This is a genomic window from Vibrio nigripulchritudo (genome assembly GCF_027924785.1).
Lineage (GTDB): Bacteria > Pseudomonadota > Gammaproteobacteria > Enterobacterales > Vibrionaceae > Vibrio > Vibrio nigripulchritudo.
Map to the genome: position 1 here is coordinate 2,090,817 of NZ_AP027049.1, position 22,273 is coordinate 2,113,089.

Genomic DNA, 22,273 nt, shown 5'->3' on the forward strand with positions numbered 1-22,273 from the left:
TATTTATTGTCAATATTTATTGGCACGCCTTTCGCTATAGAAGACTAAACCGAACAAAAAACGAGAGACACAATATGAAGACCATAGTTCATGTAGTTCAGCACTTAAGGCCTGGCGGCATTGAAGTCATGGTATTGGATATGCTGCGGTTTGCCGATAAAGCGAACAAGGTATTCGTTGTTAGCCTGGAAGGGTCTAAAGATAAGGCGCTTAAGTCCTGGCCGAGATTAAAGGATCACGAGCATCAGCTTTTCTTCCTTAACAAAACACCCGGCATCGAGTTGGGGTTATTCATGAAAATGAAGAACTTATTGAGCTCACTGAAAGCCGATGTAGTGCATAGTCATCATATCGGTCCTTTGCTTTACGGGAATGTGACAGCTCGGTTTGCCAATGTTCCGGTACGCATTCACACCGAACATGATGCCTGGCATCTGAACGAAGATTCTGAAGTCAGAATTGAAAAAATCGCTCGTTATCTTTCTAAACCCAAAATGGTCGCCGATGCCGAATTCGTGAAAGACAAACTAGTCCGAATTTTTGATGACATCCCGGTTGAAACCATTCACAACGGCGTAGATTGCGATCATTTCACACCTGGCGCAGCGAACATAGCAAGAGAAAAGCTTGGGCTTCCAAACAATAAGCGAATCATCGGGTGCTCAGGAAGAGTTGAGCATGTTAAAGGACAGGATACTCTGATACACGCTCTGAAGGACATGCCATGCAACGTCATTCTCGCTATTGCAGGAGACGGCTCCGAGAAAGAGTCACTGATGGCACTGGCAAAAGAACTCAAACTTGAAGACAGAGTCCTCTTCCTTGGGTTCGTCAGCGACATGGTTAATTTCTATCGGTCGCTAGATCTTTACTGTCTACCTTCTCGTAACGAGGGTTTCCCGCTATCAACTCTTGAAGCACAGGCGTGCGACATTCCGGTGGTTGCCACCGATGTGGGAGGTGTAAAAGAGTCACTGTGCCTTAAGTCAGGTCAGCTTGTGCTTCCCGACAATGCCTCTCTTATGAGTGAAATTCTGGTAAGCATGCTGAACTGCCCTAGCCCGTTTTCACCAAGAAGTTACGTCGTCGAAAATTACGACATCCGCAATATGACATCTGCCTACGAAAAACTGTGTGATCAGGGGGAATAACAATGGAATGGTTACTAATTAGCGTGACAGCTCTTTGCATTTTTCTGGTTCTGTATCACCACGTAGGCTATCCGGCATTACTTGCCATGATCGCCAAACGTGCAGCGCCGCAACCCACAATGAAAGATACGCGTTGCTATCGTTCAGATGACATGGACAACCGTCTTCCTACCGTGACTTTGATCATTCCTGCTTACAACGAGGAAGAGTGGATTGCCGAAAAGATACGCAACGTATGCAGTCTGGATTACCCTTCGCACCTTCTTAAAGTCTGGGTAGCCTGCGACGGCTGCACAGATGACACCGCGAACATTGCTTACAACACAATCCAGGAAGCTATCTGCGAAGAAATCCATATCGAGATTTTCGACTTTGATGTCAATCAGGGAAAAGTCGCCATGGTGAACAAGCTGGTCAGTCAGGCAGACACGGATGTAGTCGCACTGAGTGATGTCTCCAGTCTGATTTCCTGTGATGCTCTGCTTATTGCAGCCAGACATTTTGAAGACCCAAATGTTGGCGTGGTCAACCCTAAATATCAAATCTTGTCGGCTTCACACGTTGAACAGCAATACTGGAATTATCAGGGTTCAATCAAACAGAGCGAAGCGATGCTGGGTTCCGTACTGGGCGCTCATGGCGCGTTCTACCTGTTCAAAAGAAAGTTGTTTGAAGAGATCGAATTCGACACCATCAATGATGACTTCATTATCCCTATGAGAATCATTTTGCGAGGGTACAAAGGCGTCTATGAGCCCCAAATGCTTGCGCTTGAAATGGAACAAGCCAGTTCGAAGCAAGATTTCAAACGTCGTTTAAGAATTTCCGCTGGAAACCTTCAGCAGATTCTTCGTCTGTTCAAACTATTTAATCCGAAATATAAGGGAGTTGCGTTTGCCTTCTTCTCTGGAAAGGGGCTGCGAGTGACTATGCCTTATCTGATGATGACGGCATTGGGAGGCTCCATTCTGTTGAGTGAACACCCGTTATTTATGGTAGCGACAGCGTTGCAAATTGCAGGATATTCCCTCGCATTGCTGGCACTTATCTTGCCTAGTGTATTTAGCTACAAACATTTTAAGACCTTAGCCTACGTAGTAAGCGGGCACGCAGCGAGCTTGATTGGTGGTCTTCGATACATCCTTGGCTTTGAAAAAGGCAACTGGGAACGAGTTTAGGAGAGAGAACTATGGATATTATGACATTTTCAGTTTCACCCACTACTGCATTGGCTAAACGTGTCTTTGACCTTGGATGCGCAATGGTAGGAATTGCCCTGACACTGCCTCTCTTCCCAATCATTGCACTGGCAATAAAGCTTAACTCTCGCGGACCTGTTTTTTATGCACAAGAGCGCGTCGGGCGAGTAACTCCAGAAGGCAGCAACGTTTTCAATATGATTAAGTTCAGAACCATGTATGTTGATGCTGAAGCCAAAACTGGTGCGACCTGGGCACAGGATAACGACCCACGTATTACCCGAGTAGGATTGTTTTTACGTAAGACTCGTCTTGATGAGATTCCACAATTCTGGAACGTTCTTAAGGGGGATATGTCCATGATTGGTCCTCGCCCGGAACGCCCTTATTTCTACAATAAACTGGAGCCGCAAATTCCATTCTTCTCAGACCGTACGTATGGTGTGCTTCCTGGAATAACGGGTCTTGCTCAGGTTAATCAAGGGTATGACACCTGTATTGAAGATGTACGTTCAAAAGTCGGCTACGACCACAGCTACGCTCTGGCACTGACATCCTTCTCAAGCTGGATTCAGATGGATTGGGAAATCATCAAGAAAACCGTACTGGTTGTGCTTTATGCTCGCGGAAGATAATCACATTGCCCAAGGTCTGGTATCAGACCTTGGGCAATCAATTGAGGGAGTCAGTAGAAGATTAACTGGTAATAGTGAAATGCTGCTGAGGTGCATGACCTAGCGCTTCTTCATCGTTAAAATACTGCTCTAGCTCATCAACATTAATTGCTCTTGAGAAGTAGTAACCCTGCAGTACATCCGCATTGCAACTTTGCACAAACTCCAGTTCTTCTTCCGTTTCTATTCCTTCAGACACCACAACAAATCCAAGTCTTTTTAACGTCGATATCATTGAACGATAAAGCTCTTTGCCTTTCACTGTATTTGCCTGTTTCAGAAACAGCCTGTCGAGCTTGATGACGTCAGCATCCAACGCGCTGAGCATCGATAAGCTTGAGTACCCTGTTCCGAAATCGTCTATCGCCACTAAAAATCCAGCTTCACGCAGCATCCTCACGCTTTCACTGACTAACTCAACATTTTGAGAATAGATGGTCTCGGTGATCTCAAAACAGACAGGATAACCCGACATTTTATTGATGAGATCTTTAATGAATTGCTTGTCGCCTAGTGAGTCGACATTAAGATTCAGGCTTACCTTAAGAGCAAAGTTTCTGAAAACGGGTTGCGTTTTTACGTCGCTCTCAACGGTATCCACCACCCATTTATCAATGTATTCGCCGATTTTGGCATTTTCAAAATGCCTTATAAAATCCGGAGAATTCAGACTCTGTTCGCTTTCTAAGCGAAGCAGAGATTCAACACCTATCATTTGCAAAGTTTTGGATTCGAATTGGGGTTGATAATAAATTCTGAGTTCGCCAGCCAGTATGTCTTTCAAACTTTTATTAAGCTTGTCCTGCTGTTCGACCAGTTCATTGTGCATTCCCAGAAAGCTCACTTCTTTCTGAACTGGAACGGCGTAACTGAACCTGAGTTTACGAATTAAAGTGTTGAGCAAGCTGTCGTTGCTGGTGTTTGAATACTTGCGTACGAATGGCATGTAGAGCATCACATCCAGACTAATGATCAAAACCTGCAATAGAATGGCTTTGACGTTACCTCCTGTGACGAGATAAGAATCCAAAAGTGACGGCGTCACCCATTCAATACTGTCTCTGATAACGATTACATCCACTAACGACAAGTACACCTGAGCAAACAGATGATTTACCAATGGGACCAGTACAAATGGAATCGCCAGAATTGGGTTAAATATTATCGGTAGCCCGAATACGAGCAGTTCGTTAACGTTAATGATCGCGAAGGGAATAGAGATTTTTGCCAGGGTTCGTGCAAACTTCATGTTTGAGAACAACATGATGGCAATGATGAGTGCCCAGGTACTTCCCGCCCCTCCATAGATAACGAATACGTCAAAGAACATGCTGAATGACATGTTAGAAACATAGATTTCTGAAACAAATGAGCTGTCGAAAAAAGTGTAGTACGCGGCTGCACCGTGAACGCCAGTGAGCCAGATAACGTGGATAATAAGCGTATGAAAATAAGCCTGTATCCACACCGGCCAGCCTGCAATCATTTCAATCACAGAATGGATACTGGTTTGTTCGAGAAGGAAATAAACCGCACCAATAACCAGAAACACCAGCAAGTGAGGCATCATACCGTTAATCGCACCTTCCAGAATCGGGTTTACGACTCGGGTCCGGATTAACTTGTATTTCATGTATCGATTAACCAGAAAGTACCCTAGGCAGACAAGAACTGGGATTAAAATGGCGTCATCCAACACGAATGCATCCGATATTACTAACCCACCATCTGTTTTGGTTATGTAGCCTGAGAAGACGAGAAACATCGTTATAGCAAGCGATGTAACCAGTAATCGTTCGTCAAAGAAGTGGAATGAAAGGTGGTAAGCTAACGTACACGTAAGTAATACTGGGAATATTTTACCAAGCAAAATATCTATTGTTGCTATGTCTTCATAAGGGACTAACGAGTAGTTATTGTTAACTACAATGAAAATTATCCAAGCAGAACGGAAAAACAAATATGGGATCAATGAAACCATTGCCGCCCTAAAGGAGCTTAAAATGATTTGAAAAATTGCTTTCATTTCACTCTACGCCTGATTTATTGCGTTTCAGGTACGCAATATCTGCAAGAACATTAACCACAAATTATTCGTGGTTACCGAATGTCTCTTGCGGTGAGTATAGGAAACTAATGCGAATGCCGTTCTTAATTTAGAGAATGAATTAAGAAAAATTAAACATACTCTAACTAAGTATTAATAACTCTCGAATGAAATTAGCTTTATGAAACTTTTGTGACACCTTCTGGAGGCAGTTCTACCTTAAGTTTGTCGATGTTAATGATGGTGCTCAACTCGTGGATACGGTTTATAAGCCTCTCATTGAGTATCACGCCCGCTGCGATTAGGCGCGATCCATTTGCCGCACAAATGTCTTGTTTTAGACACATTCCCGCTTCCAGATCACTTAATTTTGAAACAAATCTCTCGTTTTCACGCAATATCGGTTCTGCTGGTTCCGGTTTTACTTCCTTAATCTTAGGCGGTTCCATCACCTCTTCTGTCATGCAGTCGAAGTCTGAGTTCACCTGATTGTATTCATGTTCATGAAACAATTGAGCTGATTCTCCAAATGCAGCAATGATCTTTTCTTTTGCCATATCAATCGTGATTGGCTTAACCAGAAAGGAATTAATATCCAGATTCATGCATGCACGTAAAACTTCTGTGTTGGAATAAGAAGTCACGGCAATGACTTTTGTCGCTTTATCGTTGTTGGTCATACCCGTTCGAATGGCTTTAAGCAGTTCAATGCCGTTCATTTCAGGCATATTAATATCTGTGATAACAATATCCACTTTATGGCATTCAAGCTTGTCAGCCGCTATCTGACCATTAGGTGCAGTCAGAATGTTTTCTACTCCTAAACGGAGCAACATAGATAATGTTGCTTTACGTGAAAAGTCATGGTCTTCCACGATCATGACCGTCATTTTTGCGAACATTTCTGAGGCTTTCATGTTTAATCCTTCCTAGCCCTAAGGGGCTGTTACCTGGCTTTCAGACGTTTAAATTATCTTTTCTTGTTCTAAGTATTTTTGTATGTCGGTGACTTTAACAACGCTTTGCTGGTACACATTTTCCAAATAGCTCCAGTCCTGCTTAAGCGCTTCGTTTTGCAAAGTGAGAAACGATTCCGCCAGCATTTCTGCCCCTGCTGAATTCGCTGCACCTTTCGCTGCATGGGCAATGCTCTGCACTTCCTGACCATTCTTTTCGGTCAGTGCGCTTTCCAGGGCAGACATATCGTTCTGGAGTGAATCCCAGTACCCCTGAAGTAAAGGCGCAAGAAACTCGATTTCAGCGGTCCCTAAAATCGCCTCTAGCCGCTCGAAATTAATTACGTTTTCCAATGCATCAGGCTGGTCTTCGATCTCAGTCACTTCGTTTAGTTGTTCTTCAACTTGCGGAGCAACATTTGGCAGATTGGCGACTTGTTGCAACTCCTCTTCAGGCACTCCTAGCCATTTTTCCAGCATGTCACCCAATGCAGTAAGCTCTACGGGTTTGGAAAGGTAATCGTCCATTCCTGCCTGAATGCACTCTTCACTCGCCCCCACCAGCGCATTGGCGGTTATCGCTATGACCGGAATTGGCTTCGGTATCTCCATTTCTTCTTCGTGCTTTCTAATGGCTTTTGTCAGTTCGAATCCATCCATGACTGGCATATGGCAGTCTGTCAGAACCAAGCCAAACTTCTCTCGCATCCACATGTTGTAGGCGGCGAGTCCGTCCTCTGCCATTACGCAGACATAACCAAGACGGTTAAGTTGCCTTTCCAGTACATCACGGTTTGTTGGCTGATCTTCAGCAACCAGAATCAGGCGCCCGTCATTTCTTGCTTTCTCTTTAGAAGGGAGATTTTGAGTGGTTTGCAGCGTTTGCCTTTTCTCTGCAATTGGGCTGCGTTTACCCAATAAGATGGCGATACCCAGTTCCAGCTCGCTAGGTTTCAGCGGGTGAGCACCCGATACCATGGTTCTTGAGGTAACAAACCCTTTGCTTGAAGATGTGTCGTCTGACAATAGCAGCGTTTTAGTCTCTTCTTTAAGCAGCAGACCGACGCTTTTTTCGTAAGTGTCTTCTATGTCTTTCGCACTATGTTCGGGACCTGCGACTAATATCGTGAAGTCTTGAGAGTCGTGGGTGAGCACTTTCTCGGCTCGGTCAAACGAAGATACCGATACCACATCACATCCGACACTCTCTAGATTATGTTTCACAACCTCGCCCAGTTCAGGGGAGCGGACGACCGACAAAATCTTCACTGCGGAGAAGTCAATATTGTCTTGCTGAACGCTGTCATCCAATTCGTAAACACAAGGTATTGTCATAATGAAGCAACTGCCCTCGCCTACCTGACTTTCCACACGAATGCTTCCTCCCATCATTTCGATAAGAGATTTCGTTATAGACAGCCCTAATCCAGTTCCGCCATATACCCGTGTTGTGGACGTATCTGCCTGCGAAAACGCCGAGAAAAGCTTGTTCATTTGCGCATCAGACATGCCGATGCCGTTGTCTTTCACCCGGATTTCAATCATGTCACCATCGGCATTTTCGAGCAGTTCAGTCATGATCCAGACCTGCCCCTGATATTGCTCGTCACCACTGGTGAATTTCACCGCATTACCCACTACGTTCAGTAAGATCTGACCGAGCCTTACGCCATCACTCATGATGAACTTAGGAATCCTTGAGTCGTGTTTAAGGAGAAGGGAAATGTGTTTTTTCTGTGCCTGAAGGAAAAGCACATCTGCAGTACGTTCCATCACGACCTGGAATTCCACAGGAATGTTTTCCACCTGCATCTGACCCGCTTCAATTTTGGAGAAATCCAGAATGTCATTGATGATGTTAAGCAGCGTCATTGATGAGTCACGGATGGTTGTCGCCATCGTGCTTTGCTCTGGCGTCAAATCCGTATCACTGAGCAAGTTGATCATCCCAACCACACCATTCATAGGCGTTCGGATTTCATGGCTCATGTTTGCAAGGAACATGGATTTCGCTTCGTTAGCGGCGTTAGCCAGCTCGCTTTCCCGTCGCAACAGCTCCTGCGCTGTTTTCTCTTTGGTAATATCGATATTGACACCACCCATTCCTATGGCGTTACGCGTCCCTTCATCAAAGACCACATCAGCAGCGGCTTTAATCCAGCGAACTTCGCCATTGGGAAGCTGAATTCGGAATTCTGAGTAATAGCGAGAAAGTGAGTTTTTGGCTTCGATTAACGCAATTTCAGCAAATTCCAGATCCTCTTCATGAACTCGGGCACGCCAGATTTCATAGGTTGCGCCCTCTTTGGTCTTTTTCAGGTCGTACATGAGATACATGCGGTCATCCCATTGCAACCTTCCGGTTTTGAAATCCCATGTCCAGATACCGATCTCACCAGCTTCTGTTGCCAGATTTAATCGATGCACCAGATCCTGTAGGTTGCGCTTGCTGAGTTTGAGCTCAGACTCAGCGTGTTTGCGATCGCTGATGTCCCTGAGCGTTCCTAAGTAATAGGCCTCACCATTGGCCGCAACCTGAGTAATAGACATCTCTAAAGGTAAAAGTTGTTTATCCTTAGTTTGCCCGATGACTTCGTCTGTCTCTCCGCCTTTGTCGGTTGATTCTAAGCCAATCGAATGCGTTAAGAAGTTGATGTCTTTCTGACCAAAGTCGTCAGCCAACAGCACGTCAAAGGGTTTACCTAGCAACTCCTCTCGAGTCCAGCCAAATAGCTCACGGGTTGAGTCGTTGATATCGAGAATCGTCTCGTCCAGCTTAAAGATGATGAGACAATCCACAGCCGACTTAAACACCGCTTTCATTCGGCTCTCTGTGTCTTCAAGCTCCATGGTGGTTTGAGTAATCAAATCTTCAAGTTGTCGGTTGGCTTCCTGAGCCTCTTCTTTTGCTTTGTGAAGCTCAGTGACGTCCGTTTGCACACCAATAAAATGCGTCAGTGCCCCTTCGTCTGAATACACCGGGTCCACATGCAAATGACAATGGAAAATCGAGCTGTCCTTGCGCCGGTTCTGAAGATAAACGTTACAAGACTGCCCTTCGCCTAGCGCTGTTCTTAATTCAATCAAGCCAGGTTGCTGATGATCGGGACCGTGCAGGAACCTTGGGTTTTTCCCGATCACTTCCTCTTTTTCGTAACCGGTCATCGTAGTGAAGGCATGATTGACGTAAACAATGGGTAATTCTTTATCCAGCGCGTCACAAACCATCATTCCAGACTTAGCCGCCATAATGGCGCGCCTTTGCAGGTCGAGTTCCTGCTGCTGATCGAGTGTTTTTTCCAGCAGCTTTTCTCTGTCCTGAAGCCGGCTTTTGAAAATATCGACGGCTTTGATAATGTCACCCACTTCGTCGCTTTCACGGTATTTGGGTAACGGCGTAGAAAACTCATTTCGAGAGAGTTGAGCAAATATCACCGCGAGCTGTTTTAACGGAGAGCTGACTCGGTAGAACATATAAAGCCCAGTCACAATTAGCGCCGCAATGATCATGATGGAAATAAGCCAGAGTTTTATTTTCAGCTGCTCGGCTTCAACAAATGCCAATTCCGTAGGCATCTGAATAATGACTTTCCAGTTCAAGCCGGGAAAGTCGTACGCTCCTAAACTGTCAGCGTAGACTTGCAATTGCTCAACTCCATTTTGGTCGTTCAGAATGGAGATGCCAGAGAACTTTTCTCTTGTTACGGCGTTAATCGAGGTATCCCCAATTTTGAACTGAGAACCGCGGAGTTCAGAATTTTCACGAAAGAACCCGGTAATCTGGGATTCCAGATGGAGCATATCGATAAGTACCACGTCTTTCGGGTCAGTCAGAAGTATTCTGACTTCCTCATAACCATCCATAAGTAGCGACATGTAGTATTCATGGACGATGTCTTCCAAGAAACGAAAATCAAGTACATTCACCCAAACGCCTGTAACCTTGCCTGCATCATCTTTGATTGCGGTCGCAAACATCATGTCGAATTGTTCCTGTCGCACATTCTCCTGACCAAACAGCGACTGGACAGGTCCGTAGACTGCGGTTCCTAATTCTGGATAGGCTGGATTCGGAGCAAGAGGACGGAGATACGCTTCATTCAATACATCGTTAAACCATTGCTTTAGCAACACTCGCTCTGGCGATGTCACAACGGGTTTCACCCCTTCACCAAGGACATCGATTCTGTTTTGGGCAACCAACTCGCCATCTGCTGAGAACAATAATATGTGAGAATAGACTTTGTATTCGGTGATCAGTTTGTCGAGGTAATCTAGGTAGCGGTCTTTTACTGCATCATTAGCGTTAGAAAAGTTTTCTGGTAATCGTGCATTCATGGCAAATGCACGGGCATCGTGAAAGCGCTCAAAGAGATTCCGATCGATTTTTTCGATGATCTCTTTTGCAGAATTCTGCATTTCGTCCTGAACTTTGTTTTCAAGCTCGTGTGTTGCATTCCACGTAATGTAATAGAGAACACCAAACAAGAAAGATGTAACAACGGTTAGTAACGTTATATTTTTAACTCTAATTTTCATACCCAGCCTAAACCCCAGTTGGTTTAATAGGTGGTGGCTTATGAACACGTTGTTAGAGCTGACCGATTCATTCTTAACTTATTATTATCTAAAGCACTTTGATTAGCTCAATCAATTTGTGTTACACCACACGCTCACACTGACACTTTTCAGTATAGCTCACACTTTTAGAATGCCATTTGAGATAGGCGCTTTTTTAGCCAGAACAAAATGCCACCTCATCGGCAAAATTTAGTGACTTCAGTAGCTAACATACGACTAATAAAGCTCATTTTTATTAATATAAGGCTCAAAATTGTAACTTTGTTGCGTATCGTTTGCACATCGCCCTCCCACTGCTTAACATGTGCGACGTTCTGGAAAGCACATCACTTTGCGATGTTTCCGTTCTTCACACTTTTAGGGATGTAAAGTGCATGAAAAATCTATCTTTTAAACACAAGATCGTTGGTCTTATAACGGTCATCGTTTCAATTACCATTCTTACTTCTTACGTCAGCGTTAATTATTTCATCAGTCAGTACATTAACGATTCAGACACCAAAAACATCAGTAACAACATTGAGCTTGTCAAAAACCGTCTTAATCACGACCTGCAAAGCAAAGTCGATTTGGCGAAGAACCTGAATTTCAGCATGATGGACATCGCGGAGACGAAAGAAAACGCGGGTTTCCATAAGATCATAAAGATTCTGCACGGTTACGCATTTGATGAATCAGGCTCCGTTGACGATGAAACATTAACCCAGCGTTATCTGGATGCCGCTGAATCCCAGACGGAGGTACCGTCAATCAGCGAAGTTAAAGTAGTGAATGGCAAGCCTTTGCTCACTATATCTATGCGCCGCCCTGACGACTCGGTTGATTTCTTTATTGTTGACCTGAGTGATATGTCGGAAGTGGTGGCTGACTACGCGGTGAGTGGCAGCTATATCGAGTTAATTTCCGAGAATGGTACGGTCATTTACTCCAACAAGACTGGCGACAACTTGTTGCCTTTCCGAAAGCATGTCGCGCTGGGTTCTAAGAACTGGCAGCTAAACGGCTATATCGACCTGGATCTTATCGAGCGCAACACCGCATCGCTTAACTGGCTGATCACTATGGCACTTGTGGTTTGTGCTTTCGTTATCATCTGTTTGAGTATTGTCCTGCTGCACTTCGCTTTTAAACCTCTTCTAAACCTAAAACAGGTGGTTGCGGATCTATCTAAGGGAAGCGGCGATTTGACTCAAAGACTTGAAGTGGTATCGAAAGATGAAATCGGTCAGATTTCTCACTCAATCAACCTGTTTATCGAAAAACTTCAAAGCATGTTTGTGGAAGTTTCACAGTCGAGCAAGAGCATTGATTCCGCTGTCGACCAGCTAAACACACAAACCGACTCCAATTTGCGCACGCTAAACAATCACAACATCGAAACTGAGCAAGCAATCACCGCCATCAATGAGATGAGTGCAACGGCTGAGTCCATTGCACAAAACGCTTCGGATGCCGCTAAGCTGACTGAACACACATCTGCAAACGCGGAAGAGTCGAAGAAGATTGTTTCTCAGGCAGTGAACAGTGTGTCTGCCCTGGTGGATGAAGTGAGCGCGATGTCGAACTCGATTGGCACCATGAGCACCGACACCAAACAAATCAGCACTGTGCTTGAAGTGATTGGTGAAATTGCAGAGCAAACCAACCTACTGGCGCTAAACGCTGCTATTGAAGCTGCACGTGCAGGTGAGCAAGGTCGAGGATTCGCTGTTGTTGCTGATGAAGTTCGCGCCCTAGCTGCCCGAACTCAGGACAGTACATCACAAATCAATGAGATGCTTTCTAAGCTGCGTAGTGGTACTGAAAACGTCGTCACTGCCATGGAATCAACACGCTCTAGCTGTGAGCAGACGGCGGAGAACACCAATCAGGTGATGGATTCGTTAAATCAGGTTACCAACTCTGTCATTGAGATAAATGAACTTAATGCGCTTATGGCAACTTCTGCTGATCAACAAAGTCAGGTTACAGAAGAAGTGAATAGAAATATGGTGGCTATCCAGCAGATCGTACACCAGCTCAATGACAACGCTTCTGATGCGAATTCTATTAATCAGGCGTTGGATTCGACTTCTAAAGATCTGAATGAGGTTGTAGGACGCTTTAAAGTTCAGTAATTTATCATTTCTGTATCGACTTAAGGCAGCTGGTATGGCTGCCTTTTTATTTTCACAAGGAAGCGAAAATGGATTGGAATACATGGATGATTTATGTCGCCGCAATTTTCATATTAACGGCATCTCCGGGCCCTAGCGTACTGTTATGTCTGAGTAAATCTGTGACTCAGGGGTTTCGATCTTCAATCTTTACTGCGCTGGGCAGTTTAAGCGCCATTATGTGTATCCTGACTTTATCCTTCACGGGTTTGGGCATGGTGATTGCGACGTCGGAATGGGTATTCAACATCATTAAATGGACTGGTGCTGCCTACTTGATTTATCTGGGTGTTCAGGCGTTTATGTCTAAGCAGGAAAACTACGAAGTTGCCAAAGGAGAAGCAAACAGGCAGTCAAATCGCAGTTTGTTCACCAGTGGATTTATCGTAGGTTCCAGTAACCCCAAAGCGATCGTATTTTTTACCGCATTATTTCCTCAATTTATTGATCCGCAAGCGTCTTTGTTAGGTCAGTATTTCGTTTTAGCCTCTACTTTTGCAGTTATGGAACTCTCCTGGCTTTTGATCTATGCCTATTTAGGTGCGAAATCTTCACATTGGCTGTTGCAAAACGGGCGCGCTAAATTGTTTAATAAGCTTACTGGTGGCGTGTTTGTAGGTTCTGGAGTGATTTTGTCCACAACCTCGCGCTAAGCATCTCGAGAGGTTGTATGAGTAAAATCGCGATTGTAGCTGGTGGCAGTGGATTAGTCGGTCACGAACTGATGATGCTTCTTCTTAAGGAAGATGCCATTTCTCAAGTCCACTCACTGGGCAGACGCCCTATCAACCTCTCTCATTCCAAACTCAAAGAACACATTCACGTTGATCTTGCTATTACTAATTGGGATGACGAGACCCCTTCCCCAGAGCTGGGCTTTATCTGTCTTGGTACCACTCTCAAACAAGCTGGTTCAAAAGAAAAGCTCGCGCAAATAGATGTCGATCTTGTCTGCAATGTCGCTCAGGAAATGAAGCTCGTCGGTGTAAAGAAACTAGCCGTAGTATCCAGCTATGGCGCAGGTCCTGAGTCTTTTTCTCATTACCTCAAGTGCAAAGGAAAGATGGAGACTGCGGTTTCTAAAATGGGTTTCGAGCAAGTAGTCTTTGTGCGACCAGGACCACTAAAGGGAGAGCGTGTAACACCTCGCACCAATGAATTGGTGACAGAAAGCTTACTTAAAGTTCTAAGCCCCCTTCTTATTGGAAAGCTCCACAACTTCAAGCCTATTGACGCGAAAGACGTCGCTCAATCTATGCTTTACGCGCTGTTTGATACTCATTCAAAACAAGAGTACCCAACAATATTAGACAGCCGTGCGATGTGGCGAATGCTTTCCAGTTACAAGTAGACCTTCACTTCTATACTCAAGTAACCACCATCTAAAACTCTATAACTTTTAGCTTGTGATATTTACATGCATAGAATTATTTTGCATATGTAATTTCAAATCACACTTTGCTAAACCTCTGACTTAATCTAATTTAGCGAACAGTCATTAATTCTACTTAAGATCAAATTATTAGAATTATATATATTCATTGTTAATAAAGGTTAATTATCAATGTCATTGGTTACATTTGTAAATCTCGCCATTTTTGGGCTTATTCTTCTCTTTCTGTTTAAACAACAACGCCAGTCAAGCACACTTTCTCGTTTGGTCCTTTTAGGTCTTGTTTCTGGTAGCTTGTTTGGTTTAGCACTGCAACTTGTTCTTGGTGAAGGTCACGCTTCAATTAAAGATAGCCTCGACTGGATCAACATTGTTGGCAGAGGCTACGTTGGCTTGCTGAAAATGATCATCATGCCTCTGGTACTGGTTTCTATGATTGCTGCTGTGGTGAAACTGGAAAACTCAGGTTCTCTTGGGAAAATCAGTGCGCTGACCATTTCAGTCTTGCTGGTTACCACCATGATTTCCGCAGTAATTGGTATTGCCGTCACTCAAGCATTTGGATTAACGGCTGAAGGGCTAACGGAAGGCGCTCGAGAAACAGCTCGTATCGCGGTTCTTGAAAATCGTATCGATCGCGTTAGCGATTTGAGTATTCCTCAAATGCTAGTGAGCTTTATCCCGACCAATCCGTTCAAAGACCTGACTGGTGCGCGTTCTACTTCAATCATCGCGGTTGTTATTTTTGGAATCCTGACAGGTATTGCTGCACGTAAAGTAATGCAGGAAAACAAAGATCTAGAATCCCCTATTCGTACCTTTGTAGACGCTGCTCAGTCAGTGGTTATGCGCTTAGTTAAAATGATCATGGCGCTGACTCCTTACGGCATCGCTGCGTTAATGACAAAAGTTGTCGCAACTTCCAGTGCCGGCGACATCCTCAACCTGCTTGGCTTTATTGTGGCTTCTTATGTCGCCATTCTTCTGATGTTTGTCGTCCACGGTTTGCTGGTTTCTTTTGTTGGCGTTAATCCGACTGAATACTTCAAGAAAATTTGGCCGGTACTTACTTTCGCCTTCACATCTCGAAGCAGTGCTGCGACCATTCCACTCAACGTCGATGCACAAATCACCAAACTGAATGTGCCACCAGCCATTGCGAACTTATCTGCATCGTTTGGCGCGACAATTGGTCAAAACGGCTGTGCGGGTATTTACCCAGCTATGCTTGCGGTTATGGTTGCACCTACCGTTGGAATTGACCCGCTCGACATCAATTTCATTTTGTCTTTAATTGCTATCGTGACGATTAGCTCTTTCGGTATTGCTGGTGTCGGTGGTGGTGCTACATTTGCTGCTCTGATCGTACTTCCGGCTATGGGGCTGCCTGTAACTATCGCTGCACTATTAATTTCAATTGAGCCTCTGATTGATATGGCGCGAACCGCTCTGAATGTATCCGGTGCTATGACAGCAGGAACCATTACCAGCCGCTTACTGGGTAAGAAAGAAGAATCTCCTCAGAGCCAGGAAGCGAACGCTTAACTCCTTCAAAACCGTTATCTAATGTTTTAACAAGGCGACCTTATGGTCGCCTTTTTTGTTTGTGTAAAAACATGCAGTTGTTTTTGTAAAATTTACACTGTGAAATTTTTATTGTGAAATTTTTACAGCAAAGGCGCTAATCTAAAGTTGAAGCAAGAGCAAAGGAAACGTCACAACCCTTTACTTGAGCTGGCAAAAGATAATTGATGAGGACATCACTATGACAATATCAACTGCTTCGAACAATCAGAATATACAAACCGAATCCCAGTTTGATGCGACTTCTGTCCTCGCTGCTGAAAAAACAAATGCGCAACGAGTGACAGAAAAGCAACAACGGGCAAAAGAGATACTGGACGCTTCATTTCCGCTTGAAAGTGGATCTCACAAAGACGTCGTGAACTATATGGTTTACTACTGCAATTTGGTCGCATGCTTCGCCGATGGCAAGCTTGTTGGTTTGGAGAACCCATCTCAGTTTGTCGCCTTGTCTGGTCACAAGCGCGAACCAGAAACCATTTTGTTAAAAGATGCGCAAGGCTGTCATCTTGAGATTTCTTTGGGTACTCATATGGGCGGTATCGACAATCTGGCGAACATTAAGGATATCCAGTTAGAGTCTCGTACGTCTTTGTGCATGGAAACTCAATCCAGCCACCGCTACTGGATCAGCCTTCTGGAAACAGGTGCCAAAGGCGACCCAATCGCACACAGTGTAGACAAAGAATATACGTCTCGCAGTGGTGATGACTACAGCCTCACTCGTATCTGCAAGAACTGATATTTAATTCGATAACAATTTTAATAAAGAAAGCCTTAACCTTAGTCTATGTCAATCTGACTGACCCCACTGACCGGGGTTTTTTTTTGCCTCAAACCCAAATCTTCCAAACCAGTTTTAACACTTCACCTATTTCTGCTTCCAACATTCGGGCTTCAAAAAAAACAAAATTTTTACTCAAACTGTCCCCGATTTTTGATTTCTCTCGTCTAGATAGTAGTCAGCAGCGAAAGCTGGCTTGAACTCAAGTTAAACAGCGTATCAAGGAGAAAGGCGTGAGTATGAATCATGAAAAGAAATGGACCGAAACCAAGCGATTAAATAAAAGGCATAAAACTGAAAAATCGATAGAAATCTCATCAGTTGCATCTTTCACCAGAGAGCCATTCACTACAAACACTTCGGTAGAAGGAGTTACGTCATGATTGCTCACCTTTTATCAATCCTCGCGTTTATGATCGTTACCTTTGCGGCGCAAGGGCTATCGCACTTTGTTCTCAATAAAGAACATTTTGATTCAGTGGGCTTTCTTCGTCCCGAGCCAATCATGGCGATGGGATTTACCGTTATGATTATTCAGGGAGCCATCATCAGTATCGGTCTAAGGGTCTGGAAAGGTGCCACCACCCAAATAAAGGATGGGATATTCATTTCCCTGCTTTTTGGAGCATTTCTTGTCAGCTATATCGCCATCACAGAACCCGCTAAATATACAGTGCCGTCAATTAAAAACTGGATTCAAATTGAGCTTACCGTCGGGTTATTGCAATTTGGTTTTTTCGGGCTGGCTTTAGGTTGGATCCATCAAAAATTCCGTTCAGGTAACAAGTATCAGAATACCTACGTGAATTAGATAAGGAGCTGCTTATGAGAAAGCTTGCCGTTCTGGCATTTGTGACACTGGATGGAGTTATGCAGTCTCCTAGTATGCCCGAAGAAGATCCATCTGGTGGATTTACACATGGAGGCTGGGCTGCGCCATACTGGGAAGGTGTAATGACTCAAGTTGAACGTTACGCGATGTCTGAACCTTACGATATGGTTTTTGGTCGAAATACCTATGACATTTTTGCAGGGCATTGGCCGAACGCGCCAAAATCCACTCTATCAGACCGGATGAATGCTGCGAGAAAATATGTCATTACCTCTAACCCACAAACACTAACTTGGGAGAACTCCATCGCTGTTACTGGCGATGTCGTCTCCGAAATTCAAACCTTGAAAGACCAGAGCGGTCCTCTTCTCCAAGTGCATGGGAGTACCAACCTGATACAGACACTTCTAAAGCACGATCTGATTGACGAGCTTCGTCTGTGGATGTTTCCTGTCGTGGTTGGGAATGGGAAACGCCTATTCGAAGCATCAACCGGAACACGCCAGTTAACGCTTACAAAGTTTGAAAGGTGTGAAAATGGCGTGACGATGCACTTCTACAAGCCTGTCTAGAATGGATTCTCAGAGGGAATTGTCGAGTGATTTAAGCTTTGTTTAAAGCCGCTTTAAGCTCAGCCTGACTGACCCCTTAGTCGGGGTCTTTCTTTTGTGCTAAATCTCTCAGCAATATTTTTAAATCCTGAACCTCTTGCCTCAGTTCTACAACTTCATCTTTAAGGTTTGCCATGATGTGCTTACCTTGATCTTCTTTGTCGTCCTCCAAAAACCAGGAGGCAACGAACCCGGTAAACGTACCGAACAAACCAACACCCGTTGTCATCAAGATTGCTGCAACAAACCTTCCCTCTACCGTGACGGGATAATAATCGCCGTAACCCACCGTCGTAATCGTTACAAAAGCCCACCAGAATGCGTCTGTTGCGTTGTGAATGTTTGCATCTTCTACTCCTTGCTCAAGGAGTAGTAACGCGATAGCCCCCACCGTGAGCATAAGAATGGACACGAATACGACAAAAGAAAATGAGCTCTTTACTTTGTTACGCATGAACACTTTAACAAGTGTCCGAACTGACCGAATTACGCGAATCAGACGAATGATCCGCACTATCCGCGCAAACTGCGGATAAAAGCCAAAGGGCATCGATGAAATCAGATCTATCCATCCCCAGGTTCGGAAATAACGCCAACGGTCTGGTGCGTTTTTAAGCTGAATAAAAAAATCTATGAAAAAGAAAAAGCAGATAAACTGATCGGATAGCCTGAGTATGGCGTTGATGTCTTCAGGAAGCGGAATAGTCAGTTGCAGTAATACTGAAATAAGCACAAAGAGAGAAAGAAAAAGAACGAATATCTGAAAAGGTCCTAAGCTCTCTCGCTGTTCGTCGATCATGGTCTGAGACTCACTGTATTGATATTATTATGGCTCCACCTTAAGTTCCGTGTTGCCATTCGTCAATTGTGATTAAGAGAATGCCTCAAATTAAACAAGAGAAACAAGAATTGGAAGGCAGCTCTTCGTGATTGAATTGCACACGACGAGCTGCCAACAAACCTTAGATGTAATAACTTAGACCTCGGACAGATATTTCTCAAGACTTTCGAGGCCAGAGCCCCAACCGGCTCCGTGTTGCTCACGAGAAGAATCGAAAGCGGCAACTTCTTCAGAAGACGCATTCACTGGCTCCCAAATCAGTTGAAGCTTGGTTTTACTGCCATACTCTTCCAGTTTCACCGTGGTTTTCATTTCTTTTGGCCAGTTAGGCATTTGAGGGCTGGGCAATATTTCCCCTTGCTCGTTCGAAACAGATTGTACAAATACAACTGTGTGTGGCTCCACAATCTCCAGGTATTTAGAATACAGCCACATTTCGAACCCATTTGGCATGGTCATTTTATGCAGTGATTCACCACCCGCTTTGATATCGGCTTTCGTAAATTCACAGGATACTCCCGGCATAGGCACCATCCATTTAGAGAGGTGCTCTACTTTCGTCCATGCTTCAAACACCAGTTGAATTGGTGCGTCGTATTCACGAGTTAGAATGGTCGGTTCTACGATTTGATCATTCATCCTTGTCCCCTTGTTGAATGTCTTGAAGGTAATCTCCCAAACTGTCTAAAGTATGGGTCCAGTATTGCTCAAATTGAATTACCCAGTTTTGGATCAATTTAAGTTGTTCACCGTTGACGCTGTATGCTCTAAACCGCCCTTCCTTACGTTCATGGACCAAGTCGACTGCTTTAAGAACACCCAAATGCTTAGATACTGCGGGTTGATTCCAACCCAGCAAATCTACCAGTTCAGTCACAGTCATTTCTTTCCCTGCAAGCTTCTCTAAAAGTTCTCGCCTTTTAGGTTCTGCGATTGCATTAAACGGGTCATAGGTGGTTTTTGTTCTAGCCATACAATCAATATATTCCAATATAGGAATATGTAAACCCCAATTATTTGGTTTCTTAAAAAAGAGACAGAAACGACTAATCGCTCGCTGGAAACTTTCCAACAATGATTTATCAGAAAATAATGAATAGAACAGCTTACTCTTATGAGTTTTGACATTATCGACAACTCCAATCATTTTGCCCTTCTTGACGAAGGCACAAAGAATGCTTTGTCTGCATCCGCTAAATGCGTTTCGTTTGAGCCACAGACTGTTCTTCTTCATTCAAACCAACCGTGGACGACCGTATTTTTGATTGAATCAGGCTTAGTACGGATGTATTACCTTGATATTGAAGGGCGTGAACACAACAAGTCGTTTTTTCTGCAAGGTTCTATACTCTGGCCGATCACCCCTTCTTTACGCACCAGCGAAGCTGGATTTTTCATTGAATCGATTGAGACCACCCATGGCTGGTCATGGAAATTTGATGACTTTCAGCGTTGCTTTCAGCATTCAGACGACTGGAATGATTTCGCCTTACTCTGGATGGAGCGAGTACTGGAAGATAAGTTCAGCCGAGAGAAAGACTGGCTACAACTCACCGCAAGTGAAAGATATCTAAAGCTTTTATCAACGACACCAGAATTCAGAGAGATCCCCGACAAACACATTGCCAGCTACCTGGGCGTGACAGCTGAGTCGTTTTCACGAATAAAAAAATCCATCCAACTTACCAAATGATAAGTACAGTCGAATTTATTCCTTTCATGCTATTTAAAACTTCAAATACATGAACGGAGACAAACATGAAAGTGGCGCTTCGAGGGATTTCGACTTTACTACTTGGTTTAATGGCGGGTTTCTTTGCAACCTATAGCTTCAACGTTAACTACGCCATGATGGAGGTTGATGGCGAGACTTATGCGACGGTTCAATCCCTCTTCAACATTCATGTCAGACACTCAGGATTTTTTATCTGCTTTTTTGGTGCGGGACTTTTGCCAGCCATAACCGGAGTCGCGACTTTTCAATCCTCAAAAAGAGAAGGTATCTACTGGATACTTGTAGCGATGGTTTATTTTCTGGGAATCATCATGTTTACTAAGTTCATTAACTTACCACTTAACTATTACACTGAGTCATGGGATCCGTCGGCTGTACCTTTGGATTGGAAGGAAGTGAGAGATAACTGGAACTCAGCAAATCTATTTCGAGTGGGAATCAGCATGGCGACTTTCCTTTCATCGCTAGCTCTGTTGAGCTTCTCTTCACCAGAGAAAGCCCGTCATGCTCAAGAAGAGTTAGATTGTCACTCCCAGACTTCTTAAGTCCTCACGAGCTTGTTTTGCAGTTGTAAACTGAAAGGCTTCAAATCCGTGCTTTTTAGCGCCTTCAATATTGTGTGGCATATCGTCCAGAAAAACAGATTCCTCTGATCGAATGCCACATTTGTCGTTCACTAGCTGATAGATTTTCGGGTCTGGTTTGAGTACCGACCATTCAGCCGACACAATCGCACCATCAAATAGCGGCCAAAAATCGTAAGTGGTTTTGAGGTGCGACACTATCTCGTTCACATTGTCCGTTAAACCATACAGTGCGTACCCTTTCTCTTTCAATTCTTTCATCATATCGAAAGTGCCTGGGAGTAAGCTGGAGTTGCTCCTGATAAGCGAGTTTCGCTTCTAGCTCGCTGATTTTCCCTTTATTGATATCCAGCCATATTTGATGTTGGAAAATTGTGTTTGCCATCGCCTGACACTCATCACCAGACAGATTGAATGTGCGAGCTATGATATCGGTAGGTGACCACTTCACAATGACGTTCCCGACATCAAAAATAATGTTCTTTATAGCCATAACGTTGTACCTCCCTCTGGGGGATTGAGTTTATAAATTCTTGATATAGATAGTATTGTCTTTGTCTGAACGAGTAAACCCAACTTTTGTCAGGTATTCGTGATGCTCAGCCGTTTTGGCGTGTGCTTCTAGCAACTTAACCCCCCTCTCCTTCATGAATTCCGGATGAGACTGGTAATAAAACTGCGCCAACTTCATGTCGCGAAATTCAGGGGTTACGTAGTCCAGCAAGATACGAAACGTTCCTGCTTCGCTTATGTTGCCCACCAAAACACCTGCAATACTGTTGTTGCGAAGCATATAGAAAGCCGTACCTGCATCTTTAAGTTCATCAACCTTAACTTGCCGTTCAATATCATTTTGATTGGTAGACACAAAGTGGTCGAAATACTCTGATTTTACCGAGGCGGTGATAAGCTTGAAGCGCTCTTTGGTACTGTAGATATTCCAGAGGTAATAGACATTGATTCCCGCAATACCGAGGTTCATAAACATGGTGGGATAGGAATCAATAAAATAAGCGAAAGCTGCAAACAATAGACAACCAATGAAGTTGATCACTCTTAGCTTAATGATCGACGTCATTGTTAATGAAACCAGCACCACCAGAGATGCCAGATAACCAAACCACTCTACCCAATCAAAATCCATT

Annotated in this window: 19 protein-coding genes and 1 pseudogene; 12 read left to right on the forward strand and 8 right to left on the reverse strand. The window is 44.1% G+C overall.

The window, feature by feature from the left end:
• Positions 1-74 precede the first annotated feature (74 nt).
• Genes QMG91_RS09645 through QMG91_RS09655 form a run of 3 tightly spaced genes read left to right on the forward strand, consistent with a single transcriptional unit; the run spans position 75 to position 2,985 of the window.
• The gene (locus tag QMG91_RS09645) at positions 75-1,151 is read left to right on the forward strand and encodes a glycosyltransferase (RefSeq protein ID WP_004408113.1); all 1,077 of its coding nucleotides are present in this window, start codon (positions 75-77) and stop codon (positions 1,149-1,151) included.
• Positions 1,152-1,153: 2 nt separating this feature from the next.
• Entirely contained in the window at positions 1,154-2,329 is a 1,176-nt protein-coding gene (locus tag QMG91_RS09650) for a glycosyltransferase family 2 protein (RefSeq protein WP_004408111.1), read from the forward strand.
• 11 nt (positions 2,330-2,340) lie between these two features.
• Entirely contained in the window at positions 2,341-2,985 is a 645-nt protein-coding gene (locus tag QMG91_RS09655) for a sugar transferase (RefSeq protein WP_004408109.1), read from the forward strand.
• A 61-nt stretch (positions 2,986-3,046) separates the two neighbouring features.
• On the opposite strand, the gene QMG91_RS09660 is transcribed toward QMG91_RS09655, so the two are convergent.
• The 3 genes from QMG91_RS09660 to QMG91_RS09670 all read right to left on the reverse strand — a co-directional run bounded on the left by QMG91_RS09660 (position 3,047) and on the right by QMG91_RS09670 (position 10,566).
• Positions 3,047-5,050 carry an EAL domain-containing protein gene (locus QMG91_RS09660; protein ID WP_281826087.1) on the reverse strand — a complete coding sequence of 668 codons (2,004 nt, stop codon included), beginning with the start codon at positions 5,048-5,050 and terminating at the stop codon, positions 3,047-3,049.
• A gap of 200 nt (positions 5,051-5,250) precedes the next feature.
• Positions 5,251-5,988 (reverse strand): response regulator, encoded by a 738-nt coding sequence (locus QMG91_RS09665; protein ID WP_022592494.1) that lies wholly within the window; start codon positions 5,986-5,988, stop codon positions 5,251-5,253.
• Positions 5,989-6,036: 48 nt separating this feature from the next.
• Entirely contained in the window at positions 6,037-10,566 is a 4,530-nt protein-coding gene (locus QMG91_RS09670; RefSeq protein ID WP_281826090.1) for a PAS domain S-box protein, read from the reverse strand.
• Between the two features lie 416 nt (positions 10,567-10,982).
• On the opposite strand from QMG91_RS09670, the gene QMG91_RS09675 reads away from it, so the two are divergent.
• From QMG91_RS09675 to QMG91_RS09705, 7 genes are all read left to right on the forward strand, one after another.
• Positions 10,983-12,725 (forward strand): methyl-accepting chemotaxis protein, encoded by a 1,743-nt coding sequence (locus QMG91_RS09675; protein ID WP_004408769.1) that lies wholly within the window; start codon positions 10,983-10,985, stop codon positions 12,723-12,725.
• A 68-nt stretch (positions 12,726-12,793) separates the two neighbouring features.
• Positions 12,794-13,417 (forward strand): LysE family translocator, encoded by a 624-nt coding sequence (locus tag QMG91_RS09680; protein WP_022592492.1) that lies wholly within the window; start codon positions 12,794-12,796, stop codon positions 13,415-13,417.
• A gap of 17 nt (positions 13,418-13,434) precedes the next feature.
• Positions 13,435-14,115, forward strand: coding sequence for an NAD(P)H-binding protein (locus QMG91_RS09685; RefSeq protein WP_281826093.1), 681 nt, complete (start codon positions 13,435-13,437; stop codon positions 14,113-14,115).
• Between the two features lie 213 nt (positions 14,116-14,328).
• Positions 14,329-15,702: an L-cystine transporter gene (locus QMG91_RS09690; protein ID WP_281826095.1), complete on the forward strand. Its 1,374-nt coding sequence runs from the start codon at positions 14,329-14,331 to the stop codon at positions 15,700-15,702.
• Positions 15,703-15,922: 220 nt separating this feature from the next.
• Positions 15,923-16,483 (forward strand): aldolase/citrate lyase/malate synthase family protein, encoded by a 561-nt coding sequence (locus QMG91_RS09695; protein WP_004408773.1) that lies wholly within the window; start codon positions 15,923-15,925, stop codon positions 16,481-16,483.
• A gap of 421 nt (positions 16,484-16,904) precedes the next feature.
• Positions 16,905-17,336 (forward strand): hypothetical protein, encoded by a 432-nt coding sequence (locus tag QMG91_RS09700; protein ID WP_281826097.1) that lies wholly within the window; start codon positions 16,905-16,907, stop codon positions 17,334-17,336.
• Positions 17,337-17,350: 14 nt separating this feature from the next.
• The gene (locus QMG91_RS09705; RefSeq protein WP_281826099.1) at positions 17,351-17,929 is read left to right on the forward strand and encodes a dihydrofolate reductase family protein; all 579 of its coding nucleotides are present in this window, start codon (positions 17,351-17,353) and stop codon (positions 17,927-17,929) included.
• A 76-nt stretch (positions 17,930-18,005) separates the two neighbouring features.
• On the opposite strand, the gene QMG91_RS09710 is transcribed toward QMG91_RS09705, so the two are convergent.
• The 3 genes from QMG91_RS09710 to QMG91_RS09720 all read right to left on the reverse strand — a co-directional run bounded on the left by QMG91_RS09710 (position 18,006) and on the right by QMG91_RS09720 (position 19,782).
• The gene (locus tag QMG91_RS09710; RefSeq protein WP_281826101.1) at positions 18,006-18,767 is read right to left on the reverse strand and encodes a potassium channel family protein; all 762 of its coding nucleotides are present in this window, start codon (positions 18,765-18,767) and stop codon (positions 18,006-18,008) included.
• Between the two features lie 177 nt (positions 18,768-18,944).
• The gene (locus QMG91_RS09715; protein WP_281826103.1) at positions 18,945-19,448 is read right to left on the reverse strand and encodes an SRPBCC family protein; all 504 of its coding nucleotides are present in this window, start codon (positions 19,446-19,448) and stop codon (positions 18,945-18,947) included.
• Positions 19,441-19,782: an ArsR/SmtB family transcription factor gene (locus QMG91_RS09720; RefSeq protein ID WP_281826105.1), complete on the reverse strand. Its 342-nt coding sequence runs from the start codon at positions 19,780-19,782 to the stop codon at positions 19,441-19,443. The genes QMG91_RS09715 and QMG91_RS09720 overlap by 8 nt, the downstream gene beginning before the upstream one ends.
• A 141-nt stretch (positions 19,783-19,923) precedes the next feature.
• Between QMG91_RS09720 and QMG91_RS09725 the strand changes: the two genes are divergently transcribed.
• Together QMG91_RS09725 and QMG91_RS09730 are read left to right on the forward strand one after the other, a co-directional pair.
• A complete protein-coding gene (locus tag QMG91_RS09725; protein ID WP_281826107.1) occupies positions 19,924-20,502 on the forward strand; it encodes a Crp/Fnr family transcriptional regulator in 579 nt (192 codons plus the stop codon).
• Between the two features lie 65 nt (positions 20,503-20,567).
• The gene (locus tag QMG91_RS09730) at positions 20,568-21,089 is read left to right on the forward strand and encodes a DUF1772 domain-containing protein (protein WP_281826109.1); all 522 of its coding nucleotides are present in this window, start codon (positions 20,568-20,570) and stop codon (positions 21,087-21,089) included.
• Here QMG91_RS09730 and QMG91_RS09735 read toward each other — a convergent pair.
• Together QMG91_RS09735 and QMG91_RS09740 are read right to left on the reverse strand one after the other, a co-directional pair.
• Positions 21,063-21,621: pseudogene (locus tag QMG91_RS09735) on the reverse strand (HAD family hydrolase). The gene QMG91_RS09730 and the pseudogene QMG91_RS09735 sit on opposite strands and share 27 nt — an antisense overlap.
• 30 nt (positions 21,622-21,651) lie before the next feature.
• The gene (locus tag QMG91_RS09740) at positions 21,652-22,272 is read right to left on the reverse strand and encodes a hypothetical protein (RefSeq protein ID WP_004408801.1); all 621 of its coding nucleotides are present in this window, start codon (positions 22,270-22,272) and stop codon (positions 21,652-21,654) included.
• Position 22,273: the final 1 nt, after the last annotated feature.